Here is a 24,754-nt window from a genome sequence, read left to right as displayed (position 1 = left end):
CACGGGAAGCGATCCGTCGTTCGCTCATTCCCTTCACCCGCTGGCCGAGCGGGGCCGGTGGTCCGCGACCATCCGGCCGCTGCGGCGGCCAGGTCCAGCGGGTGTGGGGACGGCCGGCGCGGGGCGGCGCACCGGGCCGCCACGAATGAGGGGTCGCCGATTCCGGTGTACGGGCAAGGGGGTAGGCGCGGCCAGTAGACAACGGCCCGGCGGGGGTAGCCAACCGTCGTCCGGTCGGAACGAAGGTCACGCGGACGGCCTTGCCACACCGGCCGGGGATGGGCCTGGGAGCATCGGGGCGTGACCTCACGGTCACGCCCCGATTTCCGTCCCGGCACTCCTCGCGATCTTGGGCCGGCGCTGCCGTACCCTTCCCGGAATGGGAGTGCGATGGTGACCATGACCGAGGCCGTGCCCGCTGTGCCCGCCGTGCCGGCGCAGCCCGCGCCGCGGCCGCTGCCCGCCCGGGTCGCGGTGCCGATGGCCGTCGCCGCCGGCCTCACCCAGCTCCTCGCGTTCCCGCGCTACGACCTGTGGTGGCTCGCCCCGGTCTCGGTGGCCCTGCTGGCCGCCGCCGTCCACCGCCGCCGCGCCCGCACCGGCGCCGTGCTGGGCCTGGTCGCCGGGCTCGTCTTCTTCGGCCCGCTGCTCGAGTGGACCAACCTGCACACCGGCTCCCTGCCGTGGGTGCTGCTGTTCGTCGCCGAGTCCCTGTTCATCGCCCTGCTGGGCGCCGCGGCCGCGTACGCGAGCCCGCTGGTGGACCGGCACCGCTGGACGTGGCCGCTGCTGACCGGCGTCCTCTGGGTCGGCCAGGAAGCCGCCCGCGACCGGCTCCCGTTCGGCGGCTTCCCCTGGGGGCGGCTCGCGTTCAGCCAGGGTGACTCGCCGGCGCTGCGGTTCGCCGCCGTCGGCGGCGCCCCACTGGTCACCTTCGTGGTCGCCGTCGTCGGTGGCCTGCTCGTCACCGCGGCGTGGCGCCGCTGGGGCGCACCGACCATGCTGCTGGCCGCCGGCGCGGTCGCGCTGGCCGCCGTCGGGCTGCTCGTCCCGGTCGGCGGCGGCGACGGGCAGCAGCCCGTGCGCGTCGCCGTCATCCAGGGCAACGTGCCCCGCCTCGGCCTCGACTTCAACGCACAGCGCCGTGCCGTGCTGGAGAACCACGTGACCGGCACCGTCGAGCTGGCCGGCCGCGTCACCGCCGGGCAGGCGCAGCAGCCCGACATCGTGATCTGGCCCGAGAACTCCAGCGACGTCGACCCGTTCCTCGACCCGCAGGCGGCCGCCGCGATCTCCCGCGCCGCCGACTCGATCAAGGCGCCGATCCTGATCGGCGCGGTGCTGCGCGGCCCCGGCGAGAACCAGGTCCGCAACGCCGGCGTCGTCTGGCTGCCCGGCCAGGGCCCCGACGAGTCCCGCATGTACATCAAGCAGCACCCGGTGCCGTTCGCCGAGTACATCCCGCTGCGCAAGGTCGCCCGCATGGTCAGCAAGCAGGTCGACCGGGTCCGGTCCGACTTCGTCGCCGGCGACACGCCCGGCGTGCTCGACATGGGAGCGGCCACGATCGGCGACGTGATCTGCTTCGAGGTCGCCTACGACGGCATCGTCCGCGAGACCGTGACCGGCGGCGCCGGTATCCTCGCCGTCCAGACCAACAACGCGACATTCGACGAGTCCGAGGCCCGCCAGCAGCTCGCGATGGTCCGGCTGCGGGCCGTCGAACACGGGCGGGACGCGCTGATGGCGTCTACCGTCGGTGTGTCCGCGTTCGTCGATCCCGACGGGTCGGTCCACCAGGAGACGGGCTTCAACACCCCAGGTGTGCTGCTCACCGAGATGACGCCGCGCGCAACGCGTACGCTTGCTACGCAGTTGGGCTATTGGCCCGAGATGGTGCTGTCCGGGTTCGCGGTGGCCGCCCTGGTCGCCGCGGCCGTGATCCGGCGCCGGCGGCCCGGAAGCCCCCAGGGCTCCGTGGACGCCGCACCATCGGCAGCAGGAGCACCGACGACATCGACCGCGGAGGCACGGTGAGCGAGGGCAACACGCCGGTTGGCGACGTGACGGAGGGCTACCCCGGTGTCGGGCGGGTGCTCGTCGTGGTGCCCACCTACAACGAGGCCGACAACATCGAGGTCATCACCGACCGGATCCGCCGGGCCGTCCCGTCCGCCGACATCCTTGTCGCCGACGACAACAGCCCCGACGGCACCGGCGAGATCGCCGACCGGCTCGCCGAGAACGACAGCCACGTCCACGTGCTGCACCGGCCCGGCAAGGCGGGCCTCGGCGCCGCCTACGTGCAGGGCTTCCGGTGGGCGATCGACCACGGCTACGACGCCGTCGTCGAGATGGACGCCGACGGCTCCCACGCGCCCGAGCAGCTGCCGCACCTGCTGGACGCCGCCCGGTCCGCCGACGCCGTCATCGGGTCGCGGTGGACGCCCGGCGGCAAGGTCGTCAACTGGCCCTGGCACCGGTTCGCGATCTCCCGGATCGGCAACACGTACGTGAAGCTGGCGCTGGGCATGCCGCACGGCGACGCGACCGGCGGCTACCGCGTCTACAAGATCCCCGTCCTGGAGAAGATCGACTTCGAGTCGGTGGCGTCGCAGGGCTACTCGTTCCAGGTCGAGCTGACCTGGCGTACGCACAAGAACGGATTCAAGATCGTCGAGGTGCCGATCACGTTCGCCGAGCGTGAGCGGGGCGCGAGCAAGATGAGCTCGTCGATCGTGCGCGAGGCGCTGATGCGGGTCACCGTGTGGGGCCTGCGTTCGCGGCGGGACGCGTTGTTCGGCCGGCGCGATACGGGTGGCAAACCCTGACGCGACCCTGACGCCGCCCGTGCGACCACGTGTCATGCTGGATTGATGCGACGTCAAGGACTGGTCCGCTGGATGCCGCTGGCGATCCTGCTCACCGCAGCGGTCGAGATCGCCGTGTTCATCCTGGTCGCACACCTGATCGGCTTCGGTTTCACGGTGCTGCTGGTGCTGGCCGCGTCCGCGGCCGGCGTGTTGCTGCTGCGCCGCGAGGGGATGCGGGCGTGGCGCGGCTTCCGGGCCGCCGCCGACGCCGGGCAGCCACCCGGCAACCAGGTCACCGACGGGCTCGTCGGGCTCGGTGCCGGGCTCCTGCTGGCCATCCCCGGCCTGGTCAGCGCCGTGCTGGGAATCCTGCTGGCGCTGCCGCCCGGTCGGCAGATCGCCCGCCTCGTCGCGCGGCGGGCGACCGAGCGGCGGATCTCGTCGGCCGCGGCCGGCGACCTCTTCGGGCCCCGGCGCGTGCGGGTCCGGCGCGGCGCCCCGCGTCCGCCCGACGGCGGCGGTGGCGGCGGGTCGGCCCGTCCGCCGACGGGACCGACCGGTGGTCCGGGGCCGTCCGGGCCCGCGGGCACGGGTCCGACCGTGACCGGGCCGGCCGAGCAGGGTCCGCGGATCCACGCGACGACGCCGCCGCGTGACGGCGACCACGGTGGTGGTCCGCCGCCGGTGATCGAGGGCGAGGTCGTCGAAGGCGAGATCGTCGAGCCCGGCCCGCGCCGCTGAGCACTGCATGAAAAAGCCCCCGCTGTTCGCGGGGGCTTTTCGCTGCCTGCGGCCTACTTGCCGCCGCGCCGGGCCCGGACCTCTTCCAGCCGCTCGGCCAGGATGTCCTCGAGCTCGGCGATCGACCGCCGCTCCAGGAGCATGTCCCAGTGCGTACGCGGGGGCTTGACCTTCTTCTGCTCGGGCTCGCTGCCGTCCACGAGCCGAGCCACGCTGCCGTCGAACTTGCACTCCCAGGTCATCGGAACCTCGGCGTCGACGGCGAACGGCACCTCGAACTGGTGCCCCTTCGCGCACAGGTACTCGCGGGTCTGGCGTGGGGCGAGCTCGGTGTTGCGGTCGGATTCGTAGCTGACTGCGCCTAGCCGGCTGCCGCGCAGCATGCGCTCGCCCATGATCGGCTTTCCCCTCGGTCGTCTTGCTTTTCTCCACACGGAACAACGACGGGAGCAGCCGGGGGATTCCCCGGCACTCACGCGCGTCCCGCTCCTTACAAAGGTACGTCGTCGTAAACGGTCAGAGCGTAGCGGCAGACGCCCGTTCATGAGCGGTTCTGCCGGAGCCGCCTGCTGGTGTTTTACGACCAGGTGTCCAGTATGTGAATTTTGACCCCGCCTAAGCGGCCGTTCAGCCGATGCGATCTAGGTCACCGGGCGGGCCCGACCTGTGCGGGAGCTGTGGACCCGCCGGTACCAACCGGGGCTGTCCTCGTCCCCAAGGCGGCCAGCGCGGCCGCGAGGTCGCCGACCTGACCCGCGAGCTGGGCGACGCGGTCGCGGGCGGCGTCGCGTTCACCGGCCGCGTCGGCGAGCCTGGCCAGTGCTCCCTCCGCCGCCGCGCGGGCCTGCCGCAGCTCGGCGGCGAGAGCCTGCTCACGGTGCTGCGCCCGGTCACGTTCGGCGGCCAGGTCCCGCTGCGCCGTGCCCGCCGCGGCGCGGGCCTCGTCGGCGGCCCGGCGGGCCTGGTCCGCGGCGCTGTTGGCGGCCGACGCCGCGTCAAGAGCGGAGGCGGCTTCGGCCCTGAAACGGGCCGCCTGATCGACCGCGGCGGCGGCGGAGTCGGTGGCGCGGCGGGCGTCGGTGAACGCGGTGTCGCGTTCCCGGGTCAGGTCCGCGACCTGGCGCCCGGTCGCGTCGAGCTCGCCGCGCAGCGCCCGCACGTCGCGCCGGGCGGCGTCCCGGTCGACCTCGGCCTGGGCCCGCAGCGCGGCCGCGGCCGACGCCGCCTGCTGTGCGGTGTCGCGGAGCCGCTCGGCGTCCCGGGCCCGCCCGGCGGCGTCGGCGGCGGCCCGGCCCGCGGCCTCGGCGACGTCGTTGGCGGCGGCGGCCTCGCGGCGCGCGCTGTCGCGCTCCTGCCGGGCGGCGTGCGCGTCGGCGGCGGCCCCCTCGGCGGCCCGGCGGGCGTCGTCGCGCTCGGTCTGCGCGGCCGCGACGGCCGCAGCGGCCTCGGCCCGCACCTGGGCGACCTGCCGCTCGACGCCGGCGGGGGACAGCTCGGCGTGCAGGGCGTCGGAGAGCGTCTCCACGACCTGGTCGAGCCGGTCGACGACCTCCCAGGTCCGGGCGATCTGGCCGGTCAGCCCGGGCGCGCCCCGCTGCCGCATCCGCGCGTTGCGGGACGCCTTCTGGCACTCACCGTCGTTGTCACGGCAGTACCGGAAAGGCCGCCCGGCCCCGACGTTCTGCGGCACGGGACGGCCGCAGTGGGCGCAGGGCCGGGTCTCGACGTCAACGGTGTCCACGGTGAACGCACGCTACCGACGAACAGCCCGAACACCGACCCGCCGCGCCGCGCCGCGAGCACCCCTCGTGCCCGCGGCGCGGTCCGGCCCGATCACTCGGTTCGGTCGTACGCGTCCCGCAGGGCCTGAATGTCGATCTTGCTCATGGTCATCATCGCCTCACCCACCCGGGCGGCCTTGCGGGGGTCGGGGTCGCTCATCAGCTCGCCGAGCGCGTCCGGGATGACCTGCCACGACACGCCGTAGCGGTCCTTGAGCCAGCCGCACCGGCCCTTCTCGCCGCCCTCGGACAGCCGCTCCCACAGCTCGTCGACCTCGTCCTGGTCGGCGCAACTGACGTAGAGCGAGACCGCTTCGGTGAAGGTGAACTGCGGGCCGCCGTTGAGCGCGACGAACCGCTGCCCGCCGATCTCGAACGTGACGGTGATCGCCGGGCCGTCGGGGCCCATCCGTGCCACGTCGACGACCCGCGCGTCCTTGAAGATGGAGACGTAGTGGTCGGCGGCCTGCTCGGCCTGGCCGTCGAACCAGAGGTACGGGGTGATCTTCTGCATCGCGTGCTCCTGCCTCGTGATGGTTCCTGTCCCCACGCGTCGAACGAGGAGCCCCCGGATCGACAGCTTTTCGCCGAGCTTTCAGCGGTCCAGGTTGCGGTAGCGGTGCACCGAGAGCGGGAAGAAGATCGCGACCAGCAGCAGCGGCCACACGACCGCCATCAGGATCGCGTGCTGGGCCACCCACGAGTCGCCGCCCCAGCCCGGGTTGCCGAACAGCTCCCGGGCCGCGCTCACCGTCGACGACAGCGGGTTCCACTCCGCGATCGCGCCCAGCCAACCCGGCATCGACGACGGCGCCGCGAACGTGTTCGACAGGAAGCCCAGCGGCCACACCAGGATCTGGACCGCGACCAGCGCGCCCTCGCCGCGGACGACCAGGCCGAGGTAGATCCCGATCCAGAGCATCGCGAAGCGCAGCAGCAGCAACAGGCCGAACGCGGCCAGCGCGGCTCCCAGGCCCGAATGCCAGCGCCAGCCGATCGCCAGGCCGCACAGCACCAGCACCGCGAGCGAGACCACCGCGTTGAGCAGGTCCGCGACGCTGCGGCCGACCACCACCGCCGACGACGCCATCGGCATCGAACGGAACCGGTCCGTGACCCCCTTGGCGACGTCGGTCTTGATCGCCTGGAACGTGCCCTCCAGGCCGAACACCATCGTCAGCGCCAGCGTGCCCGGAATCAGGAACTCGCGGTACGCGGACCCGCCGGCGGCGCCCGGCACCGTCATGCCGCCACCGAGCAGGTAGCCGAACATCAGCACGATCATCACCGGGAACAGCAGGCCGACCACCACCTGTGCCGGCTGGCGGGCCCAGTGGTCCAGGTCGCGGCGGGTCAGGGTCGCGCCGTCGGCGAGCGCCCAACGCAGTCGGTTCACGCGGTCACCAGCTTCGTGTCGTCGGTGGTCAGGTGCAGGAAGACCTCGTCGAGGGTCGGCCGGCGCAACGTCACGTCCTCGACGCCGATGCCGGCGTCCGCGAGCCCCCGCACCGTCGCCGTCAACGCCGCCATCCGGTCCGTGACCGCGACGCCCACGCGGCGGTTGTCCTCGTCGACGTCCGGGGTGTTGCCCGTCAGCGACGCCAGCAGCGCCGCGGCGGCCGGCAGGTCGTCGCCGGACGAGACGACCAGGTCGATGCGGTCGCCACCCAGGCGCGACTTGAGCGCCGACGGCGTGCCCGACGCGATCACCGTGCCGTGGTCGATCACCGTGACGTGGTCGGCGAGCCGGTCGACCTCCTCCAGGTACTGCGTCGTCAGCAGCACCGTCGTGCCGCCCGCGACCAGCGTGCGGACCGCGTCCCAGACCTCGCCGCGGCTGCGCGGGTCCAGTCCCGTGGTCGGCTCGTCGAGGAACAGCACCGGCGGCGCGGTGATCAGGCTCGCGGCCAGGTCGAGCCGGCGACGCATCCCACCGGAGTACGTGCTGACCGCGCGCGACCCGGTGTCGGCCAGGCCGAACCGCTCCAGCAGTTCCACCGCGAGCCGCCGGGCCGTCGCCCCGCCCAGGTGGTGCAGCCGGCCGAACATCTCCAGGTTCTGCCGGCCCGACAGGATCTCGTCGACCGCCGCGTGCTGGCCGACTAGGCCGATGCTCGCGCGTACCCGATCGGGGTCGCGACGCACGTCGAAACCCGCCACCGTCGCCGTGCCCGAGGTCGGGCGCAGCAGCGTGGTCAGGATCCGGACCAGCGTGGTCTTGCCCGCGCCGTTCGGGCCGAGCAGGCCGTGCACCGAGCCGGCCGGCACGGTCAGGTCGACGCCCGCGAGCGCCGAGACCTGACCGAACCGGCGGTGCAGGGCATGCGCCGTCACCGCTTCCATGGGTCACCCCTTATGATCGGTACGCTGTACGGAACACTCCGTACGGCGTACGGTACACCGTACGGAACGAGGTGCCAACCATGGCGGTCGAACACAGCGGAACAGGCGACCCGGCGCGCAGCATGGCGCTGCTCTGGCGCGCCGCCGACAAGGAGGGCCGCAGCGGCCTGTCCGTCGACAGGATCGTCGCGACGGCGGTCGAGATCGCCGACGGCGACGGGATCGCCGCGCTGTCCATGCGCCGCGTCGCCGAACGGCTCGGCGTCGGCGCGATGTCGCTCTACACGTACGTGCCCGGCAAGGGCGAGCTCGTCGACCTGATGATCGACCAGGTGCTCGGCGAGACCGACCGGGCCGAGATGCCCGACGACTGGCGGGCCCGGCTCGCCCACGTCGCCCGGTCCAACCTGGCCCTCTACCGGAGCCACCCGTGGCTGCTCCAGGTCGGCACCGCCCGCCCGCCGATGGGGCCCAACCTGATCGCCAAGTACGACTACGAACTGCGCGCCCTCGACGGCACCGGCCTGTCCGACGTCGAGATCGACACCGCGCTGACCTCCGTGCTCGCGTACGTCACCGGCGCCGGGCAGGCGGCCGTCGAGGCGGCACAGGCGCCCGACCGCAGCGGCATGACCGACGAGGCCTGGTGGGCGGTGCAGGCGCCGCTCCTGGAGAAGGTGTTCGACCCCGAGCGCTACCCCCTGGCCGCCCGGGTCGGTGCCGCGGCCGGCGAGACGTACGGGCTGATCGACGCCGACCACGCCTTCGAGTTCGGCCTGCAGCGGCTGCTGGACGGCATCGCGGCGTTCATCGCGTCGAAACCCTGATGCCGGTGGCGACCGCCCGCGGATACGGTGGCCCGATGGACCTCGACCAGCGCCGCGAACGCATCCTCGGCGCGTTCCTCCGCGACGGCCGGCTCACCTCGATCCCCGCGCGCGCCGCCAAGCGCCAGGTGGTGCTCGAGCACATCGTCACGGTCTTCGAGCCCGGCGTGAAGTTCGCCGAGAAAGAGGTCGACGCCGCCCTGCGCGCCTTCTACGAGCGCGACTGGGTGTCCCTGCGCCGCTACCTGATCGACACCGGCCTGATGGCCCGGGAGGACGGCCTCTACTGGCGCACCGGCGGCTACGTCGAGACCTGAGCCGCCCGCGCCACCAGATAGGCCCGCTCGGGCTCGCTGAGCGTCTGCCGGGCGGCCTGCTCGTAGGCGGCCCGCGCCCCGGCCGCGTCGCCGGCCATCTCCAGCAGGTGCGCCCGCACCGCCGCCACCCGGTGATGCCCCGCCAGCGCCTCGTCGGCCGCCGCGAGGGCGTCCAGGCCCGCCGGCGCGCCGTGCACCATCGCGACCGCCACCACCCGGTTGAGCGTCACCATCGGCCCCGGCGCGACCCGGTCCAGGGCGTCGTACAGGCCGAGGATCTGCGGCCAGTCGGTGTCCGCGGCGGTCGGCGCCTCGTCGTGCACCGCGGCGATCGCCGCCTGCAGCTGGTAGGGGCCGACCGCCGTCGTCGTCAACGCCGCACTGACCAGGTCGACGCCTTCGGCGATCGCGGCCCGGTCCCAGCGCGTACGGTCCTGCTCCGCCAACGGCACCAGCGCACCGTCGGCGCGGGTGCGGGCCGGGCGGCGGGCGTCGGTGAGCAGCATCAACGCGAGCAGCCCCGCCACCTCGCCCTCGCCGGGCAGCCGCGGTTGCAGCTGCCGCGCCAGCCGGATCGCCTCCGCCGTCAGCTCGACCCGATGCAGCCGCTGCCCGGAACTGGCCGTGTAGCCCTCGTTGAAGATCAGATACAGCACGTGGAGTACGGCGGCCAGCCGCACCGGCAGCTCCTCCGGCGGCGGCAGCGTGAACCGCGCCCCGGCCGCTCTGATCTTCTGCTTCGCACGGCTGATCCGCTGCGCGACCGTCGCCTCCGGCACCAGCAGCGCCCGCGCGATCTCGGCCGTGGTCAGCCCACCGACCGCCCGCAGCGTCAGCGCGACCTGCGAGGCCGGTGTCAGCGCGGGATGGCAGCAGAGCAGGAGCAGGGTCAGGGTGTCGTCGCGCGCCGGTCCCTCCTCGGCCGCCGGGGCTGAGAGGCGCGCCGCGGTCTGTTCCCGCCGCTCCCGGGCGGTGTCCTTGCGCCAGGCCGCGATCCGCGCTCGGGACGCCACCGTGATCAACCAGCCGCGCGGGTTGTCGGGCACTCCCTCGGCCGGCCACTGGGTCGCCGCGGCCAGCAGCGCCTCCTGCACCGCGTCCTCGGCCGCGTCGAAGTCGCCGTAGTGGCGCACCAACGCGGCCAGGACCTGCGGCGCGAGGTCGCGCAGCAGCGGTTCCAGGTCGCTCACCCGACCGATTCTCGCTCGCGCGGCGGCCGGCGTGCGAGCAGACTGCCGGGCGTGAACGAGACACCGCGGTTCCTGCGCCCGTTCGTCGCCGACCACCCCGACCCGGCGCCGCCCGTCCAGGTCGCCCCCAACCTCGACCTGTACCTGCCCGACGGCCCCGGCCCGCACCCGCTCGTGCTGCTCGTGCACGGCGGGCCGATCCCCGACGACCTCGGTGTCACCCCGCGCGGCTGGCCGGTCCACATCGGATACGCGGCCCTGCTGCACGCCGCCGGTCTCGCGGTCGGGGTCGTCGACCACCGTCTGCGGGTCGTCGACGGGCCCGACGGTCCCACCGTCGACGCCGTCACGTCCGCCGCCGACGTCGCCTCCGCCAGCGCTTTGCTGCGCGCCCATCCCTCGGTCGACGGCACGCGGGTGGCCTACTGGGTCTTCTCCGGGGGAGGGCTGCTCGCCGCCGACTGGCTGCGCGAGCGGCCGGGTTGGCTGCGGGCGATCCTGCTGAGCTACCCGCTGCTCGCCACGCCCGCCCCGCACCTGCCGGTCGCGGACCGGCTGCACCTGGATCCGCGGTTCGCGCCGATCGACGCGGTCGCCGAGGCCGGTGCCGCCGCACCGCCGATCGTGCTCACCCGCGTCGGGCGGGAACGGCCGCTTCTGGCCGGCTTCGTCGAGCAGTTCGTCGCCGCCGCGTCATCGGTGGAGATCATCGACCTGCCCGACGGGCAGCACGCCTTCGACGTCCTCGACGACACCGACCAGTCCCGGCAGGCCATCCACGCGGCCGTCGCGCGGGCGGTGGAACTGCTCAAATAGCCGCCTTGTCCGGCCGGGGCACCCGTACACGTGAAGATCATTTACGATCCGCGGCATGCAGCTGTCCCTCGACCCGACCGCCGCCGACCCCGACGTCGCGGCGGTCCGGCAGGCGCTCGCAGCCCGCGACTGGCCGGCCGCATCGAAGGTCATCGCCGGCCTGGACGGCCACACCCGGACAACGATGATCGACATGGTCGGCGACAACGCGGACTGGACGGCCCGGCTGACCACCGCACGCGGTCTCGAGATGGGCCAGGCCGAAGCGCGCCGCCGGTACGACCGCCTCGCCGCCCTCGACCCCCACCATCTCCCCGGCCAGCGCCAACTGCTGCAGCAACTGTGCGCGAAGTGGGGCTGGTCGCTCGAGGACATGCACGCGTTCGCCACCGAGGCGACCAGCCGGCTGTCCGACGGCGCACACGCGCCGTGGTCCATGTTCAGCGGCGACCCTGAAGCCCGGTTTCGGGAGTTCCGGGCCCGTGCCGCCGGCCCTCGCCGGTTCCTGCCGTGGTGACCCGCACCGAGGTCGACGGCGTGCCGACGCTGGTCGCGCCCACCGTCGGGCCGCCCCGCGCCGGGCTCGTGTTCCGGGTCGGGCAGGCCGACGAGACCCTGGCGCGGCGCGGCATCACCCACCTCGTCGAGCACCTCGCGCTGCACCCGATCGGCGGCAGCGCGTACCACCACAACGGCAACACCGGCCTGACCACCACCACCTTCTACGCGCAGGGTGAGCCCGACGACCTCGTCGACTTCTTCACCCGCCTCTGCGGGTCGCTGGCCGCCCTGGACACCGGCCGCCTGGCGATGGAACGCGACGTGCTGCGCACCGAGGAGCACGGCCGAGGGTCCGGGCCGACCAGGGACCTGCCGCTGTGGCGGTACGGCTCCCGCGGCTACGGCCTGGTCAGCTATCCCGAGTGGGGGCTGCACGCGCTGACCGCCGACGACCTGCTCGCCTGGGTGGCCGCCCACTTCACCCGCGAGAACGCCGTGCTGTGGGTCGCCGGCGACGGCGTGCCCGCCGGCTTGCGGCTCGACCTGCCCAGCGGCCACCGGCAGCCGGTGCCCGCACCCACCTCGGCGCTGCCCGCCACTCCCGCGTTTTTCGCCGGCGGACCCTCGACCGCGACCGACACCGTCGTGCCGGAGTCGGCGGCCGCGATCGTCTACGCCCACCTGCTGCAGCGGCGGCTCTACAAGGCGCTGCGCCTCGACACCGGCCTGTCGTACACCACGGCGGTCGAGTACGCCGAACGCGGCGACGGCAACGCGGTGATCGCCGCGTACGTGGACGCGCTCGACGAGAAGCAGGACGCCGTCCTCGGCGGCGTGATCGACGTCCTGGCCGCGCTGCGCGCCGCACCGGCCCAGCCGGCGGACCTGGCCGTCGCGGTGTCCGGCGCCGTCCGCGACGCCGGCGGTGTCGACGCGGCCGCGGGCCTGCTGCCGACCCAGTCGTTCCGGCTGCTCACCGGCCGTCCGCTCGGCGACGTCGACACCGAGGTGGCGGCGCTGGGGGAGGTCACCGCCGAGGCGGCACACGCGGTCGCCCAGGAGGCACACAAGGCGGCCCTGCTGATGGCGCCGCCGCGCGGGGCGGCCTGGGCCGGCTACGCGCCCGCGCCGACCACCTCCGAGACCAGGATCCGCGGCCGCGACCACGCCCGGACCAGCGGCGACGGGCCCCACCTCCACGTCGGCGACGACGGCGTCAGCGTGGTCGGCACCGACGACGAGGCCGCCACCGTGCGGTACGCGGAGTGCACGGTCATGCTCGCCCACCCCGACGGGCGGCGGGTGCTGATCGGCCACGACGGCATGGTCGTGGTCGCCGACCCCGCTGTCTACGCGGCCCTGAACGTCGAGGCGATCGACCGGCGGGTGCCGCCGGAGGTGGTGGTGCGGATGCCGGGCCAGCCCTCTGCCTCGCCCGCGCCGGGTTCCGTTGCGGCGGCCCGACGGTGGCTGTCCCGGCGACGGCTGGGGCCGGGTTGGCTGCGGCTGGCCGCGCTCGGGCTGCTCACCGCCGTGGTGGGTGGCGCCGCGCTTACGTACACGATCGGCATGATCGTCGGTTTCGCCGACGCCCGCGTCATCGGCCTGATCGGCGGCTGGCTGATCGCCGGCTGGTTCGGGCGGTCCTTCCTGCGGGCCTGGTCGGCGCGGCGGGGAGAATCGTCCGCGTGACCGCCCCGACCCTCGCGGACGTCCGCGCCGCCGCCGACCGGATCGCCGGCGTCGCGCACCGCACGCCCGTCATCCGCTCCCGCACCCTCGACGCCCACGCCGGCGCGCGGGTGCACCTCAAGTGCGAGAACCTGCAGCGAATCGGCGCGTTCAAGTTCCGGGGCGCGTACAACGCGGTGTCCCGGCTGTCGCCCGAGCAGTTGCGGCGGGGGATCGCGGCCTACTCGTCCGGCAACCACGCCCAGGCCGTCGCCCTCGCGGCGCGGGAGTTGGGCAGCACCGCGGTGATCCTGATGCCGGAGGACACCCCGTCGTCGAAACGGGCGGCGGTGGCCGGTTACGGCGCGGAGATCCAGACCTACGACCGCTACACCGGGACCGGGTCGCGCTGGGTGAGGCACTCGCGGCGTCGCGGGGTCTGGCGCTGATTCCGCCGTACGAGCATCCGGACGTGATCGCCGGCCAGGGAACGGCGGCGCTGGAGCTGTTCGAGACGGTGGGACCGCTGGACGTGGTGGTGGCGCCGGTCGGCGGCGGCGGCCTGATCGCCGGCACCGCGACGGCGGCGAAGGGCCTGCATCCGGGTGTACGAGTGGTCGGCGTCGAGCCGACCGACGGCGACGACACCCGACGATCGCTGGCCGCCGGGCAGCGGGTGCGCATCCCGGTGCCACGAACGATCGCGGACGGCCAGGCCGCCGACATCCCAGGCGAACTGACATTCTCGATCAACCGCCGCCTGGTCGACGAGATCGTCCTGGTCACAGACGACGAAATCCGCGCCGCGATGCGCTTCGCCTTCGACCGTCTCAAACTGGTGCTGGAACCAAGCGGCGCAACGGGCCTCGCGGCGGTCCTAACAGGCCAGTTCAACGGAAACGTCGGCGTGATCCTCTCGGGCGGCAACATCGACACAGCCCGGTTCGCGCAGGTGCTGGCCTGACCACCCCCGACATCTCGACGGCGCGTTTTTGCCGAGGTCCCTCGGATGAGCGTGCTCGACGCTTTAGCCGCCGAGGCGGCCGGCCTCGCCCGGCGGCGGCATCTCCACGGCGGGTTTTGCGGGTGCTGGGATGAGCGTGCTCGACGCTTTCGCCGCCGAGGCGGCCCCGCTCGATCGGGTGGTGGGCGGGTTGTCTTCGTTGGACCCGCCCGGTGGCGGCGTCTCTACGGCCTGGTTGCGGAAGGTGTTGGGATGAGCGTGCTTGACGCCTTCTGCGCTGAGGCGGCCCGGCTCGGCGAGGTGCTGGGTGGTCTGTCTTCTTCGGACTGGTCACGGGCGACGGCGTGCCCGCCGTGGGACGTCGCCGGGCTGGTCGGCCACGTGGTCACCACGATCGCCCGGGTGCCGGGGATGCTCGACGGCGTGGCACCGGCGGCAGCCGACGTGGACGCGGTCGGCTACTACCGCCCGGACGAGCGGTTCGCGCCCGTGGTAGACCGTGCCCGCGTCGAGGGTGGCCAGGAGCGCGCGGCTCTGGCCGGGTCCGGCGCCGCGCTGGCCGCCGAGTTCGAGCGCACCTGGCGGTCCGTGGTCGCGCGGTGCGCGGCCGCGCCCGAGGGGCGGATCGTCCGTACCCGGCACGGCGACGCGATGCTGCTGACCGAGTTCCTCGTGACGCGGGTGGTCGAGGTCGGGGTACACGGCCTGGACCTGGCGGCGGCGCTGGACCTGCCGGCCTGGCTGACCCCGCCGGCCGCGGCGGTCCTGACCGACCTGCTGCTGCCCACCGCCGGCGCGGCGCTGGACGAGCTCGGCTGGGACCAGGTGACCTTGGTCCGCGTGGCGACCGGCCGCGCCCCGCTGCCACCCCACGCGCGCGAGGTGCTGAAGCGGCACGAAATTCGGCGGCTGGCGCTGAGCCCGGCCTGGTAGGTTTCACCAGGTACGTGACGACTGGAGGAGGTGAGACCCATCAACGCTGTGACAGGTCGGGTGCTCTCCTCGCACAGGGTCTGAGGTGACCCGGGAGCGCCCACGGCACTCCCGAAAGGCACCTCGATGCACATCACCGCACAACACTTCCGCGTCGGCGACGTTCCTGGCGTCCGCTGGTGCGCCGGCGGAGACGACGCCCCTCTAGTGCTCCTCGGCCACGGCGGTGGCCAGCACAAGCTGGCCCCGAGCGTCGTCGCCCGCGCGCAGCGCGTCGTCACCAACCTCGGCTTCACCGCCATCGCCATCGACGCACCTGGGCACGGCGACCGCCCCCGCGACCCCGAAGACGAACGCTTCGTGGCGGCCATCCGCGCCCGGACAGAGCCGCTCGGCCCGCTCGTAGCCGACTACAACGCGGCGCTCGCCACCCGCGCGGTCCCGGAGTGGCAGGCGGTCCTCGACGCTCACCCCGGCCACGGCCCGGTCGGCTACTGGGGTGTCTCCCTCGGCAGCGCCCTGGGCATCCCGCTGGCCGCGGCCGAGCCGCGCATCACCGCCGCGGTGCTCGGCCTGGTCGGCACCGAAGCCCTGGCCGCGGCAGCGGCCAAGGTGACGATCCCGGTCCGTTTCCTGCTGCAATGGGACGACGAACTCGTCCCACGAGCGGCCGGGCTCGCGGTCTACGACGCGTTCTCCTCGACCGAGAAGACCTTGCACGCGAACCCGGGCCGCCACGCCGAGCTACCACCGTGGGAACACGACAGCGCCGAACGATTCCTCGCCCGGCACCTACGCCACCCTTAGCGATGCCCCTGAGGGTCGCCGAGGAGCGTTCGCCTCGGCGACCCTCAGGGCCACGATCGCCTGATCACCGACTCGCGGCAGGCGCCGAGCAACCGGGCCCGGCCATGATCGGGTGAACCTCACCGGATCAGGACGACCCAGCCGCCTGATCGGGTGTGCGGGATCAGGTAACCCGGCGGCGCGTCGCGCAGGCCTACCGCACCGGATCATTCGACGCGCACGATTCAGGGGTTGACCAGCCACACCTGATCAGCCCGGGACAACCCGAAGCGGAACGGTCCGAGGCGCAGCCGGCATCTCCTGCCATCCCCTCGGAATAGATCCATCTAGGGTTTCCTGTCGGTTGCCGCGGCGAACAGGGATTCCGCGTCGGCGACAGCTTGCGTCAGTGTGGTCGGGTCCGGGCGTAGGCCTGTGATGACCTGGTCGATGGCGCGTAGGCCCACGCGGTCCAGGAGGCGTTTTTCGTTCGTCACCCATTCGCCGCGGGCCGCGAGGACCGCGTGCGCCGTCTGCAGCGCCGCGGTTGCCAGCAGGCCCGCGACCTCCGTGGCGTGGCCGCGGGAGGCGTGCGCGCCGCGCGCGTACCCGATGGTCAGGTCCGCTCTCTGTCGCCACGCCCGTGGTGCCGCCGCGCGCAGTGCCGGCGGGTAGTCCGGCCGCGGCAGGGTCCCGCGCAGCACCTCGTTGACGGCCAGTTCGGCCACCACCAGGTAGCTCGGGATGCCCGCCAGGTGGAACAACAGCGGCTCGAAGTGGAAGCGGCCCTCCCGTGACTCGGCCAGTTCGTGTTCGACGACCGCCAGGTCGCGGTAGTGGACGTCCACCCGGTTGCCGTCGATGGTCAGCCACGCGCCGCCGTTGAAGACGCCGCCGCCCCAGCCGCCCAGCTCGGCGACCTCGCCCGGCCAGCCGATCGCGCGCAGGTCGGCCGGGTCGAAGTGGTCGCGGTAGTAGACCGCGACGTCCCAGTCGCTGTCCGGCCTGTGCGTGCCCTCCGCGCGTGAACCGCCCAGCGTGACGGCCTCCACGCCGGGCAGCGCCGCCAACCGGTCCGCCGCGTCGTCCAGGAACGTCATCCGGCTTTCCCTCCGCGGGCCTCGTTGGTCTCGCGAAGGGTAGCGAAATTGTCGCCTACCGGGCCCAGGTGGCCGAGCTTGTCCGGGTTGGTCACCATCCGGATCGCCTGCACCTGGCCGTCGAGGATGTCCAGCGCCATCGTGGCCAGGACCTGGCCCGCGCGGTCGTGCAGGATCGCGCCCGGCTGGCCGTTGACCTCGTGCGGGTCGACGGCGCCGCCGATGCGCAGGAACGGCTCGACCAGGTTCGCCAGCACCCGGGACACCGACTCCGCGCCGACGAATGACGGCCGCCACAGCGGTGCCTTGCCGCCCGCGTCGCCGACCATGTGCACGTCGGCGGCCAGCAGCGCGCGCAGGCCGTCGACGTCGCCGTCGCGGAACGCGCCGAAGAAACGGTCCGCCAGCGCGGCGCGGGAACGTTGGTCCGCCTCGAAGCGGGGGCGGCCCGCGTCCATGTGCCGGCGCGCCCGCACCGCGAGCTGGCGGCAGGCCGCCTCCGAACGGCCCACCGCCCGCGCGATCTCCGGGAAGTCGAACGCGAACACCTCGCGGAGCACGAACACCGCCCGCTCGAGCGGGGTCAGCCGTTCCAGCAGGACCAGCGCCGCCATCGACACCGAGTCGGCCAGTTCCGCGGAGCGTTCCGGGTCCTCGTAGGGGTCGGTCAGCAGCGGTTCCGGGAACCAGGGACCGACGTACGCCTCGCGGCGCACCCGGGCCGAGCGCAGCACGTCGATCGAGATGCGGGTAACGACGGCCGCGAGGAACGACTTCGCCGACGCGGGTTCGGTCGGGTAGGACGCGTACCGCAGCCAGCTCTCCTGCACCGCGTCCTCGGCCTCGCTGACGCTGCCCAGGATCCGGTAGGCGATCGCGAACAGCAGCGGGCGGAGCTGCTCGAACTCCTCCGTACGCGTCATGCCAGCCCTTCCTCGAAGCCCTGCCGCCAGGACGGGTAACGCGGCTCCCAGCCCAGCTCGCGTTTCGCCTTGTCGTTGGAGAACCCGCGGCCCTCGGTCATCATCACCACCGCCTGGTCGCCGGCGAGCAGCCGGCCCAGCCAGACCGGGATCCGCATCGGCGGCTTGGCGCCCGCGCTGGCGGCGAGGTGCGGCAGCCACTGGTTGGCCGGTGCCGGGTCGTCGTCGACGATGTTGAACACGCCGCGCGCCTTCTGCTCGATCGCGATGACGGTGGCGGACGCCGCGTCGTCGAGGTGGATCCACGAGCTGTAACCCTGGCCGCGGCCGATCAGCGGGTACTGGCGGCGGCGTACCAACTCGACCTGGTCGTCGGTGGCACCGGGTCCGTAGAAGGCGCCGTACCGCATGACCGCACCGCCGTGCCGCCCGACGACGTCCTCGACGTGCGCCATCGCCTTGAGCCCGACGTTGGCGGCTGTGCCCGGCAGCAGGTCGAGCGGGTCCTCCTCGGTCTTCACCCACCCGCCCTGGCGGATGCCGTTCCAGGACGCGTAGCCCTGCGCGACGACGGGCACGCCGGCCGCCTCGGCCGCGGCCAGCAGGTGGTCGGTGCCCTCGGTGCGTAGGCGGTTGGTCTTGGCGAACCAGCGGTCCGGGTGCTTGATGTCCGGCTTGCCGGCGTGGGCCGGCGAGATCGCGGTCATCTGGTGCACGACCACGTCGGGCCGGGCCGCGGCGACCGCCTCACCGACCGCCGCGGCGTCGAGGCCGTCCAGCACGGTGCCCTGCGCGCCGATTCGGGCGAGCAGGTCGAGCTTGGCCGTGGTCGTCGTGGTCGCCGTCACCTGATGGCCGCGCGCGACGAGCTGGGGCACGAGCCGGCGGCCGAGGACGCCGCTGCCGCCTGCCACGAATACCCGCATGTCAGATCACCTTCCCGAGTCTGTGTCCGGTAGTCGCTACCCGAGACGAATCAGGCTGGGCCGGCTGTGACATGTTTACTGGATTGCTGTTATCAGTAATTCAATAATCCTTGTACGGGTGTCTGACCGTAAATTCTGACTACACCATAATGACTGTTATGTTGTACGACCGTGCGGGAGCGCCAGGAGCGTGCTGATCGTGTAGCTGGCCGTGAGGTTCGTGGGGAGACGGCGGCCGTCGCGGCTGAGGAAGGCCGTGGCGATGCCGAGGGCGGTCGCGCCGGCGATGTCGGACGTTGGTGAGTCGCCGACGTGGATGACGTTCTTCGCCGCGCGACCCAGGTGCCTCAGCGCGAGTTCGAACGGCTCGGGGCGGGGTTTGTAGGCGCGGGCGTCCTCGCTGGTCACCACGGCGGCCACGGAGATGCCGTGGTGGTCGAGGAGGGCGTGGAGGGTGTCGTGGTCGGCGTCCGAGACGAGGCATACCGGGACGTCGACCGCTTCCAGGAACGGGCGGGCGTCTTGGAACAACGGTGGGTGCGGTCGTGGGCGGTGGTAGATCTCGCGAGCGTTCACGCGTACGCCGAAATGGGTCGCCGTTGCCTCGAGGCTGTTGATGTCGAGGTCTTCGAGGGTGCGGAAGGCTTGGCCGTGTGCGTCGTCGGCCATCGGCCAGATGCGGTCGGTCCACCCTCGCGCGACGGTGTCGTATTCCATGCCGGCGCTGCCCGCGATGAGTTCGATGACTTCGGTGGCCCGGGGTTCGGTGTCGTGCACGAGCGTGCCGTAGACGTCGAGCAGGATTGCTTCGTACATGAAACCGATTGTGCGGTGCGGTAGAAAAAAGCCGTGCTGGACGACTTGCTGGCCTCACCTGATGTGGTGGGGCTGATCCTGTCCGGGTCGCAGGCGCGGGGGACGGCGGGTGCGTTCTCCGACCACGACGTGATCGCGGTGGTGCGTGCGGGCGGCGGACATCCGGCGTCCGGGTCGCTGGACCTGGCCGTGCTCACCGTCGACGAGCTCGCGGACGTGTCGGATCGTTGGCAGCGGTACGCGTACCGTGGCGCGGTCGTGCTCCTCGACCGGCTCGATGGTCGGATCGCCGCGTTGGTTGCGGCGCAGGCGAGTCTGTCACCGTCCGAAGTGGACGCCTTTGTGCGCGAGTACCTCGACGGCTATGTCAACTTCGTCTACCGGGCGGCGAAGAGCCGGCGGGATGGGCATGACGACCTGGCGCGGCTCGAAGAGATCGAAGCGGCGTCGTGGTTTCTGTGGACGTTGTTCGCCTTGTACGGGCGGGTGCGGCCCTACAACAAGTATCTGCGGTGGGAGCTTTCACGTTATCCGCTGCCGTCGCCGTGGACTGCCGACAGGTTGGTCGTCGCGATGGCCGATCGTCCGTCTTCCTTGTTTCCCGACCTCGAGGTCGTGGCCCGCGCCGGTGGCTTCGGTGACGTGCTCGACGCTTGGCCCAATTTGGACCTGATCCGGTCGTACGCCGTCAGCGGGTGAGCAGGACGACCGTGTCGAGGATGCGGTGCCAGTCGAGGTCCGTCAACGGGCGGTCGGCCAGCGCCCCCATGGCCGCCATCGCGGTCAGCACCCGCTCGCGGTCGGGCAGGCGCTCGTTGGTGAAGCGCGGTGAGCGGGCGAAGCGGACGAGCGAGTCCGGCAGCGTCGCCGGTGCGGACGGCTCGCCATCCTCGCGCAACTCGACCCGCAACTCGGCGCCGAGGGCGGCGGCCAGCCCGGTGATCGCCGCCAGGGTCGGGTTGCCGCGGCCGTTCTCCAGGTTGGCGATGTAGGGCACCGACAGGCCCGCGGCGGCGGCGACCGACGCGATCGTGCGCCCCTCGGCGGTGCGCCGCGCCCGCAGCCGCCTGCCCAGCTCGACTATCTCCACGGGAACATCTTGCCATTCTTTGTCTCCAGAGAATAGCCTCCGCTCCCATGAACCTGTTGCGGCGCAACCGCGACTTCCGGCGCCTGTACGCCGCCGCCGTGGTCGACGGCTTCGGCTCGTGGCTGCTGGTCTTCGCCGCGCCGTTGCACGTGTTCGCGGTGACCGGCTCCGCTGCGTCGACCGGCCTCGCGCTGGCGGTGCAGGCACTGCCCGCGGTGCTGCTCACGCCATGGGCCGGGGTGGCGCTGGACCGCTGGCCACGGACCCGGATCGTGGTGGTGGCCAACCTCGCCAGCGCGCTCGGTGTCGGGTTGATGCTGGCGCCGGGCGGCGTCTTCGGCGGTCTGTTCGTGGAGTCGGCGGCCGGGTGCTTCCTGCGGCCGGCGCTACGCGCGTTGACCCCGACGGTGGTGCCGGACGACGGCGACCTCGCGACCGCGAACGCGCTGACGTCGTTCACCGACGGCGCGTTCCGGATGCTCGGACCGCCGCTCGGCACGGCCCTGGTGGTCGCGGGTTGGTTCCCTGCCGTGGTCCTGGCCGACCTCGCTTCCTATCTGGTCGCGGCGGCGCTCGTCGTCCGCCTGCGCGCCGGCCGTGGTGCCGCCGCTCGCGCCGGGACGCGGGTCCGGGTCCGTGACGGCCTGCGCGCGCTCGCCCGGACCCCGCTGCTGCGCGGCCTGGCCGTCGCGAGCTGCCTGTACTGGACGGCGAACGCGGCCCTGACGGCGTTGCTGTTCCCGTTCGCGGCCGACCGCCTGGGCGCCTCGGGCCGGGTGATCGGCTGGCTCATCGCCGCGCTCGGGGTGGGTTACCTGGTCGGGTCGGCGTTGTCCCGCTTGATCATTCTGCGGTACGCGACCCGCACGGTGCTGACCGCCGGCTACGCGCTGGTCGGCCTGTGTTTCGTCGTGGCGTTCACCGCGACGTCGGTGCCGCGGGCGCTGGTCGCGATCGGGTTGAGCGGCGTACCGGGCGCGATCACCCAGATCGCGACGGTCCACCGCCTCCAACTGTCCGCACCGGACGCGATCCTGGGCCGGATCGCGGCGGCGTTCCACCTGACGGATGCGCTGGCCTCGGTCACGGGCGCTCTGCTGGCACCGGCCCTGGTCGCGGCGGCGGGGTTGGCGCCGGCGCTGCTCACGGCAAGCCTGACCGTGGTCGCCGCAGGCCCGCTCGCCGCTGCCCTGTTGCCATTCGCCCGACCGCGCGATCGGGTTGGCTAGCTCGCGGGGTCGCGGGGCACCGCCGGGTGGCGTTGATCGTGCCCGCGGGGGCTGGTCCCCGCGGGCACGACCGTGGACGTTCTTGCCCGTGTGGTCGAGTGATCTGGTTGGTCAGCCGGCCGCGCGGTGGGCGTCGTCCATGACCAGGTCCGCGTTGATCATTGCTCCGGCGTTCAGGCCCGCGGCCGCGCTGACGATGACCTGGGCGCGTACGTCGGTGACGTTGCCAGCCACCCAGACGCCCGGCACCGAGGTCGCGCCGGTGGCGTCCGCCTTGACGGCCACGCCGAGCTCGACGTCGCCCATGCGGACCGGCTCCGTCTCGACGCCCAGGTCCGTGAGCAGCTCCGAACGCGCCGTCATGCGGGTCGGGACCACCCACACGTCGCGGGTCAGGGTGTCGCCGCCGGCCAGGTGGAGGGTGCGGTCCTCGTCGAGGGCGGTGGCCCGGTCGTCGACGAGCGTGACGCCGCGGGCGGCCAGCAGCTTCGCGTCGTCGCCGGTCGGGGCCGGCTGTCCGTTGAGGACGATCGTCACGTCGGCGCTCCACTGGCGCCAGAGCAGGCCCGGGTGGGCGACCGCCGGGTTGGCGGCGATGATGCCGATCGCCTGGTCGCGGACCTCCCAGCCGTGGCAGTACGGGCAGTGCAGCACGTCGCTGCCGAGCCGCCCCGCCAGGCCGGGAATGTCGGGCAGCTCGTCGGCCAGGCCCGTGGTGACCAGCAGCCGCCGCGCGCCGAAGGTGCGGCCGTCGTCGAGGGTCACGGTGAAGCCGCCGCCGGCGGTCGGCTTGGCACCGGTCGCCGTACCCGTCACGAACGCGCCGCCGTAACCGGTGACCTCGGCGCGGCCGGCGGCGAGCAGCTCCGCGGGCGGCGTGCCGTCCCGGGTGAGGAAGTTGTGCACGTGCCCGGCGGCCGCGTTGCGCGGCGTGCCGTTGTCGACGACCAGCACCGAGCGGCGGGCCCGGGCCAGAGTGAGTGCGCCGGCCAGCCCGGCGGGGCCGCCGCCGACCACGATGACGTCAAACGTTTCCATGCCGCCCACGTTGCCTCGCCCTCGGTTGGGTGGCAAACTTCCTTGCCGTTCTGGCAAATTTGAATCCGTGGAGAACGTAGGAGAGCGGCTCCGGGCCCTCCGCCGCCAGCGCGGCGCCACGCTGGCGGAGCTGTCCGAGGCGACCGGCATCTCGATCAGCACGCTGTCGCGCCTCGAGGCGGGCCGCCGGAAGCCCACGCTGGAGCTGTTGCTGCCGCTGGCCCGGGCGCACCAGGTGCCGCTGGACGAGCTGGTCGGCGCGCCCGAGACCGGCGACCCGCGGGTGCACGCCCGCCCGATCCGGCGTGGCGACGTGACCTGGCTGCCGCTGAGCCGCCGCCCCGGTGGCCTGCAGGCGTTCAAGCAGATCATCCCGGCCCGGTACCCGTCATGGGACTACGAGCTGCAGACCCACGAGGGCTACGAGTGGCTGTACGTGCTGTCCGGCCGGGTCCGGCTGCAACTCGGCGAGCACGACCTCACGCTGCTGGAGGGCGAGGTCGCCGAGTTCGACACCCGCACACCGCACGCGATCAGCAACCCCTACGACCAGCCGGCCGAGGTGCTGAGCCTGTTCGGCCCGCAAGGAGAACGGATGCACGTACGCGCACGACCTAAATAGGCCCCGGTCGCTGGTTTTCTAAGGGTGCAGGGTCGCTCCTTTGAAGATCTTGTCGATGTCGGCCCGAGGGCCGTAGACCGCGATCCCGACCAGGTCGAGCTTGTCGGCGTGGACCGCGGCGACGGCGGCGCGGTTGTCGGCGTCGTTGCCGGTGGCGAACAGGTCCGCGGTGAACACCGCCGGTGTCAGGCCGCGGCGCAGCGTCCGCTCGCGGGCCGCCGTGAGCAGCGCGGCGTCGCCGGCGTAGACCATCACCGGCTGGCGGAACATCGGCAGGTACGGGGTGCCGTCCGCGTCCGCGTACGGCTGGCCGATCGTCTCCGGCCGTGTGCCGGCGATGCCGCTGACCAGGAACGCGGTCACGTTGAGCCGTTGCCACGCGGCCAGGTCGTCGCGGAGCAGCACGGCGATCTTCGTGTTGAACCTCATGCCGCCAGCGTGCCGCCGCGCCCGCGCGCCCGTCTTGTACGTTCCTGACATGGACGGCCAGCGCCTGCGCGCCTGGCGGCCCCCGGTGCCGGGGATCGCCGAGGTGCTGCACGCGCGGTTCGTCACGCACGCGTACCCGCTGCACACCCACGACGCGTGGACGCTGCTGGTCGTCGACGACGGCGCGATCCGCTACGACCTGGACCGGCACGGCCACGGCGCCGTCACCGACCAGGTCACCCTGTTGCCACCCGACGTGCCGCACGACGGCCGCGCCGCCACCCCGGGCGGCTTCGTCAAGCGGGTCCTCTACCTCGACCGCGACGTGGTCGGCCCCGAGCTGACCGGCGCCGCCGTCGACCACCCGGCCCTGGCCGACCCACTGCTGCGCCGGCGGGTCGCGCAGCTGCATCAGGTGCTCGACGGGCCCGGCGACGAACTGCACGCGGAGAGCCGCCTTGCCCTGGTGGTGGACCGGATCCGTGGCCACCTCGGCGCACCGGCGCAGCGTGACCCGGCGCCGCCCGGCAAGCTCGCGCGGGATTTGCGCGACCTGCTCGACGCCCACGTGACCAGCGGACTGACCCTGGACGACGCCGCCGCGCGGCTCGGCGCACACCCCACCCACCTGGTGCGCGCCTTCACGGCGCAGTTCGGGCTGCCGCCGCACGCCTATCTGATCGGCCGCCGCGTCGACCGGGCCCGCGCGCTGCTGCTGGCCGGCCAGCCGGCGGCCGGCGTCGCCGCGGAGGCGGGCTTCTACGACCAGGCGCACCTGACCCGCACGTTCCGTCGCTACCTCGGCACGACACCGGCGAAGTTCGGCGCGGGCGCGGCGCGCCGCACCGACACGCCGCCGCCCGCCCTCTAGCGTCTCCGCGTGACCTCGCTCGTGCCG

Annotated in this window: 26 protein-coding genes and 2 pseudogenes; 15 read left to right on the top strand and 13 right to left on the bottom strand. The window is 73.1% G+C overall.

From position 1 onward, the window contains the following. Positions 1–390 precede the first annotated feature (390 nt). The 3 genes and pseudogenes from lnt to Air01nite_RS30800 all read left to right on the top strand — a co-directional run. Entirely contained in the window at positions 391–2,037 is a 1,647-nt protein-coding gene (gene lnt, locus Air01nite_RS30810; RefSeq protein ID WP_203706847.1) for an apolipoprotein N-acyltransferase, read from the top strand. Beyond that, a complete protein-coding gene (locus Air01nite_RS30805) occupies positions 2,034–2,831 on the top strand; it encodes a polyprenol monophosphomannose synthase (RefSeq protein ID WP_239091080.1) in 798 nt (265 codons plus the stop codon). The genes lnt and Air01nite_RS30805 overlap by 4 nt, the downstream gene beginning before the upstream one ends. Positions 2,832–2,876: 45 nt before the next feature. Beyond that, positions 2,877–3,380: pseudogene (locus Air01nite_RS30800) on the top strand (FxsA family protein); the annotation flags it as partial. Between the two features lie 227 nt (positions 3,381–3,607). Here the strand turns inward: Air01nite_RS30800 and Air01nite_RS30795 are convergent. The 5 genes from Air01nite_RS30795 to Air01nite_RS30775 form a co-directional block, all read right to left on the bottom strand. Beyond that, entirely contained in the window at positions 3,608–3,949 is a 342-nt protein-coding gene (locus Air01nite_RS30795; RefSeq protein ID WP_089243573.1) for an RNA polymerase-binding protein RbpA, read from the bottom strand. A 251-nt stretch (positions 3,950–4,200) separates the two neighbouring features. Then, positions 4,201–5,295: a hypothetical protein gene (locus tag Air01nite_RS30790; protein WP_203706845.1), complete on the bottom strand. Its 1,095-nt coding sequence runs from the start codon at positions 5,293–5,295 to the stop codon at positions 4,201–4,203. Positions 5,296–5,387: 92 nt separating this feature from the next. Then, a complete protein-coding gene (locus tag Air01nite_RS30785; RefSeq protein WP_203706844.1) occupies positions 5,388–5,849 on the bottom strand; it encodes a VOC family protein in 462 nt (153 codons plus the stop codon). A gap of 81 nt (positions 5,850–5,930) precedes the next feature. Beyond that, entirely contained in the window at positions 5,931–6,722 is a 792-nt protein-coding gene (locus Air01nite_RS30780; RefSeq protein WP_203706861.1) for an ABC transporter permease, read from the bottom strand. Between the two features lie 5 nt (positions 6,723–6,727). Then, a complete protein-coding gene (locus tag Air01nite_RS30775; protein WP_203706843.1) occupies positions 6,728–7,678 on the bottom strand; it encodes an ATP-binding cassette domain-containing protein in 951 nt (316 codons plus the stop codon). An 80-nt stretch (positions 7,679–7,758) separates the two neighbouring features. Between Air01nite_RS30775 and Air01nite_RS30770 the strand changes: the two genes are divergently transcribed. Together Air01nite_RS30770 and Air01nite_RS30765 are read left to right on the top strand one after the other, a co-directional pair. Continuing rightward, on the top strand, positions 7,759–8,505 hold the full coding sequence (locus Air01nite_RS30770) for a TetR/AcrR family transcriptional regulator (protein WP_203706842.1): 747 nt from the start codon (positions 7,759–7,761) through the stop codon (positions 8,503–8,505). A 35-nt stretch (positions 8,506–8,540) separates the two neighbouring features. Continuing rightward, positions 8,541–8,822 (top strand): DUF2087 domain-containing protein, encoded by a 282-nt coding sequence (locus Air01nite_RS30765; protein WP_203706841.1) that lies wholly within the window; start codon positions 8,541–8,543, stop codon positions 8,820–8,822. Here Air01nite_RS30765 and Air01nite_RS30760 read toward each other — a convergent pair. Then, complete coding sequence (locus tag Air01nite_RS30760) at positions 8,807–10,021, bottom strand: RNA polymerase sigma factor (RefSeq protein ID WP_203706860.1); 1,215 nt, start codon at positions 10,019–10,021, stop codon at positions 8,807–8,809. The genes Air01nite_RS30765 and Air01nite_RS30760 overlap by 16 nt on opposite strands. A 42-nt stretch (positions 10,022–10,063) precedes the next feature. Between Air01nite_RS30760 and Air01nite_RS30755 the strand changes: the two genes are divergently transcribed. The 6 genes and pseudogenes from Air01nite_RS30755 to Air01nite_RS30730 all read left to right on the top strand — a co-directional run bounded on the left by Air01nite_RS30755 (position 10,064) and on the right by Air01nite_RS30730 (position 15,704). Then, positions 10,064–10,828: a dienelactone hydrolase family protein gene (locus Air01nite_RS30755; protein ID WP_239091077.1), complete on the top strand. Its 765-nt coding sequence runs from the start codon at positions 10,064–10,066 to the stop codon at positions 10,826–10,828. A gap of 55 nt (positions 10,829–10,883) precedes the next feature. After that, complete coding sequence (locus Air01nite_RS41360; protein WP_239091076.1) at positions 10,884–11,345, top strand: hypothetical protein; 462 nt, start codon at positions 10,884–10,886, stop codon at positions 11,343–11,345. Continuing rightward, the gene (locus tag Air01nite_RS30745) at positions 11,342–13,021 is read left to right on the top strand and encodes a peptidase M16 family protein (protein ID WP_239091075.1); all 1,680 of its coding nucleotides are present in this window, start codon (positions 11,342–11,344) and stop codon (positions 13,019–13,021) included. Before Air01nite_RS41360 ends, Air01nite_RS30745 begins: the two co-directional genes overlap by 4 nt. Further along, positions 13,018–13,964 (top strand): annotated as a pseudogene (locus Air01nite_RS42005) (pyridoxal-phosphate dependent enzyme). Before Air01nite_RS30745 ends, Air01nite_RS42005 begins: the two are co-directional and overlap by 4 nt. 252 nt (positions 13,965–14,216) lie before the next feature. After that, on the top strand, positions 14,217–14,897 hold the full coding sequence (locus Air01nite_RS30735) for a maleylpyruvate isomerase N-terminal domain-containing protein (RefSeq protein ID WP_203706839.1): 681 nt from the start codon (positions 14,217–14,219) through the stop codon (positions 14,895–14,897). Positions 14,898–15,023: 126 nt separating this feature from the next. Next, positions 15,024–15,704, top strand: coding sequence for a dienelactone hydrolase family protein (locus tag Air01nite_RS30730; protein ID WP_203706838.1), 681 nt, complete (start codon positions 15,024–15,026; stop codon positions 15,702–15,704). Positions 15,705–16,030: 326 nt separating this feature from the next. Here the strand turns inward: Air01nite_RS30730 and Air01nite_RS30725 are convergent, their stop codons facing one another. The 4 genes from Air01nite_RS30725 to Air01nite_RS30710 form a co-directional block, all read right to left on the bottom strand. Then, positions 16,031–16,783: a nucleotidyltransferase domain-containing protein gene (locus Air01nite_RS30725; RefSeq protein ID WP_203706837.1), complete on the bottom strand. Its 753-nt coding sequence runs from the start codon at positions 16,781–16,783 to the stop codon at positions 16,031–16,033. After that, positions 16,780–17,706 (bottom strand): RNA polymerase sigma-70 factor, encoded by a 927-nt coding sequence (locus Air01nite_RS30720; protein WP_203706836.1) that lies wholly within the window; start codon positions 17,704–17,706, stop codon positions 16,780–16,782. The genes Air01nite_RS30725 and Air01nite_RS30720 overlap by 4 nt, the downstream gene beginning before the upstream one ends. Further along, positions 17,703–18,632: an NAD-dependent epimerase/dehydratase family protein gene (locus Air01nite_RS30715; protein ID WP_203706835.1), complete on the bottom strand. Its 930-nt coding sequence runs from the start codon at positions 18,630–18,632 to the stop codon at positions 17,703–17,705. The genes Air01nite_RS30720 and Air01nite_RS30715 overlap by 4 nt, the downstream gene beginning before the upstream one ends. A 156-nt stretch (positions 18,633–18,788) precedes the next feature. Further along, positions 18,789–19,448, bottom strand: a complete 660-nt coding sequence (locus Air01nite_RS30710; protein WP_203706834.1) for an HAD family hydrolase — start codon at positions 19,446–19,448, stop codon at positions 18,789–18,791. A 33-nt stretch (positions 19,449–19,481) separates the two neighbouring features. Here Air01nite_RS30710 and Air01nite_RS30705 point away from each other — a divergent pair, with 33 nt between their 5' ends. Next, positions 19,482–20,147, top strand: coding sequence for a nucleotidyltransferase domain-containing protein (locus Air01nite_RS30705; RefSeq protein WP_203706833.1), 666 nt, complete (start codon positions 19,482–19,484; stop codon positions 20,145–20,147). Here the strand turns inward: Air01nite_RS30705 and Air01nite_RS30700 are convergent. Then, the gene (locus tag Air01nite_RS30700; protein ID WP_203706832.1) at positions 20,137–20,538 is read right to left on the bottom strand and encodes a helix-turn-helix domain-containing protein; all 402 of its coding nucleotides are present in this window, start codon (positions 20,536–20,538) and stop codon (positions 20,137–20,139) included. The genes Air01nite_RS30705 and Air01nite_RS30700 overlap by 11 nt on opposite strands. A 47-nt stretch (positions 20,539–20,585) precedes the next feature. On the opposite strand from Air01nite_RS30700, the gene Air01nite_RS30695 reads away from it, so the two are divergent. Then, positions 20,586–21,767: an MFS transporter gene (locus Air01nite_RS30695; protein ID WP_203706831.1), complete on the top strand. Its 1,182-nt coding sequence runs from the start codon at positions 20,586–20,588 to the stop codon at positions 21,765–21,767. A gap of 111 nt (positions 21,768–21,878) precedes the next feature. Here Air01nite_RS30695 and Air01nite_RS30690 read toward each other — a convergent pair whose 3' ends face one another. After that, the gene (locus Air01nite_RS30690; RefSeq protein WP_203706830.1) at positions 21,879–22,805 is read right to left on the bottom strand and encodes an NAD(P)/FAD-dependent oxidoreductase; all 927 of its coding nucleotides are present in this window, start codon (positions 22,803–22,805) and stop codon (positions 21,879–21,881) included. Between Air01nite_RS30690 and Air01nite_RS30685 the strand changes: the two genes are divergently transcribed. Then, entirely contained in the window at positions 22,804–23,427 is a 624-nt protein-coding gene (locus tag Air01nite_RS30685; protein ID WP_203706829.1) for a helix-turn-helix domain-containing protein, read from the top strand. The genes Air01nite_RS30690 and Air01nite_RS30685 overlap by 2 nt on opposite strands. A gap of 18 nt (positions 23,428–23,445) precedes the next feature. Here the strand turns inward: Air01nite_RS30685 and Air01nite_RS30680 are convergent, their stop codons facing one another. Next, positions 23,446–23,856, bottom strand: a complete 411-nt coding sequence (locus Air01nite_RS30680; protein WP_203706828.1) for a DUF2000 domain-containing protein — start codon at positions 23,854–23,856, stop codon at positions 23,446–23,448. A gap of 49 nt (positions 23,857–23,905) precedes the next feature. On the opposite strand from Air01nite_RS30680, the gene Air01nite_RS30675 reads away from it, so the two are divergent. Further along, positions 23,906–24,727 carry a helix-turn-helix domain-containing protein gene (locus tag Air01nite_RS30675; protein ID WP_203706827.1) on the top strand — a complete coding sequence of 274 codons (822 nt, stop codon included), beginning with the start codon at positions 23,906–23,908 and terminating at the stop codon, positions 24,725–24,727. Positions 24,728–24,754: the final 27 nt, after the last annotated feature.

It is taken from the genome of Asanoa iriomotensis (assembly GCF_016862515.1).
In the GTDB taxonomy this organism is placed as follows: Bacteria; Actinomycetota; Actinomycetes; order Mycobacteriales; family Micromonosporaceae; genus Asanoa; species Asanoa iriomotensis.
Note: the sequence above shows the minus strand (reverse complement) of the source record. Positions and strands in the feature narration are given on the sequence as shown.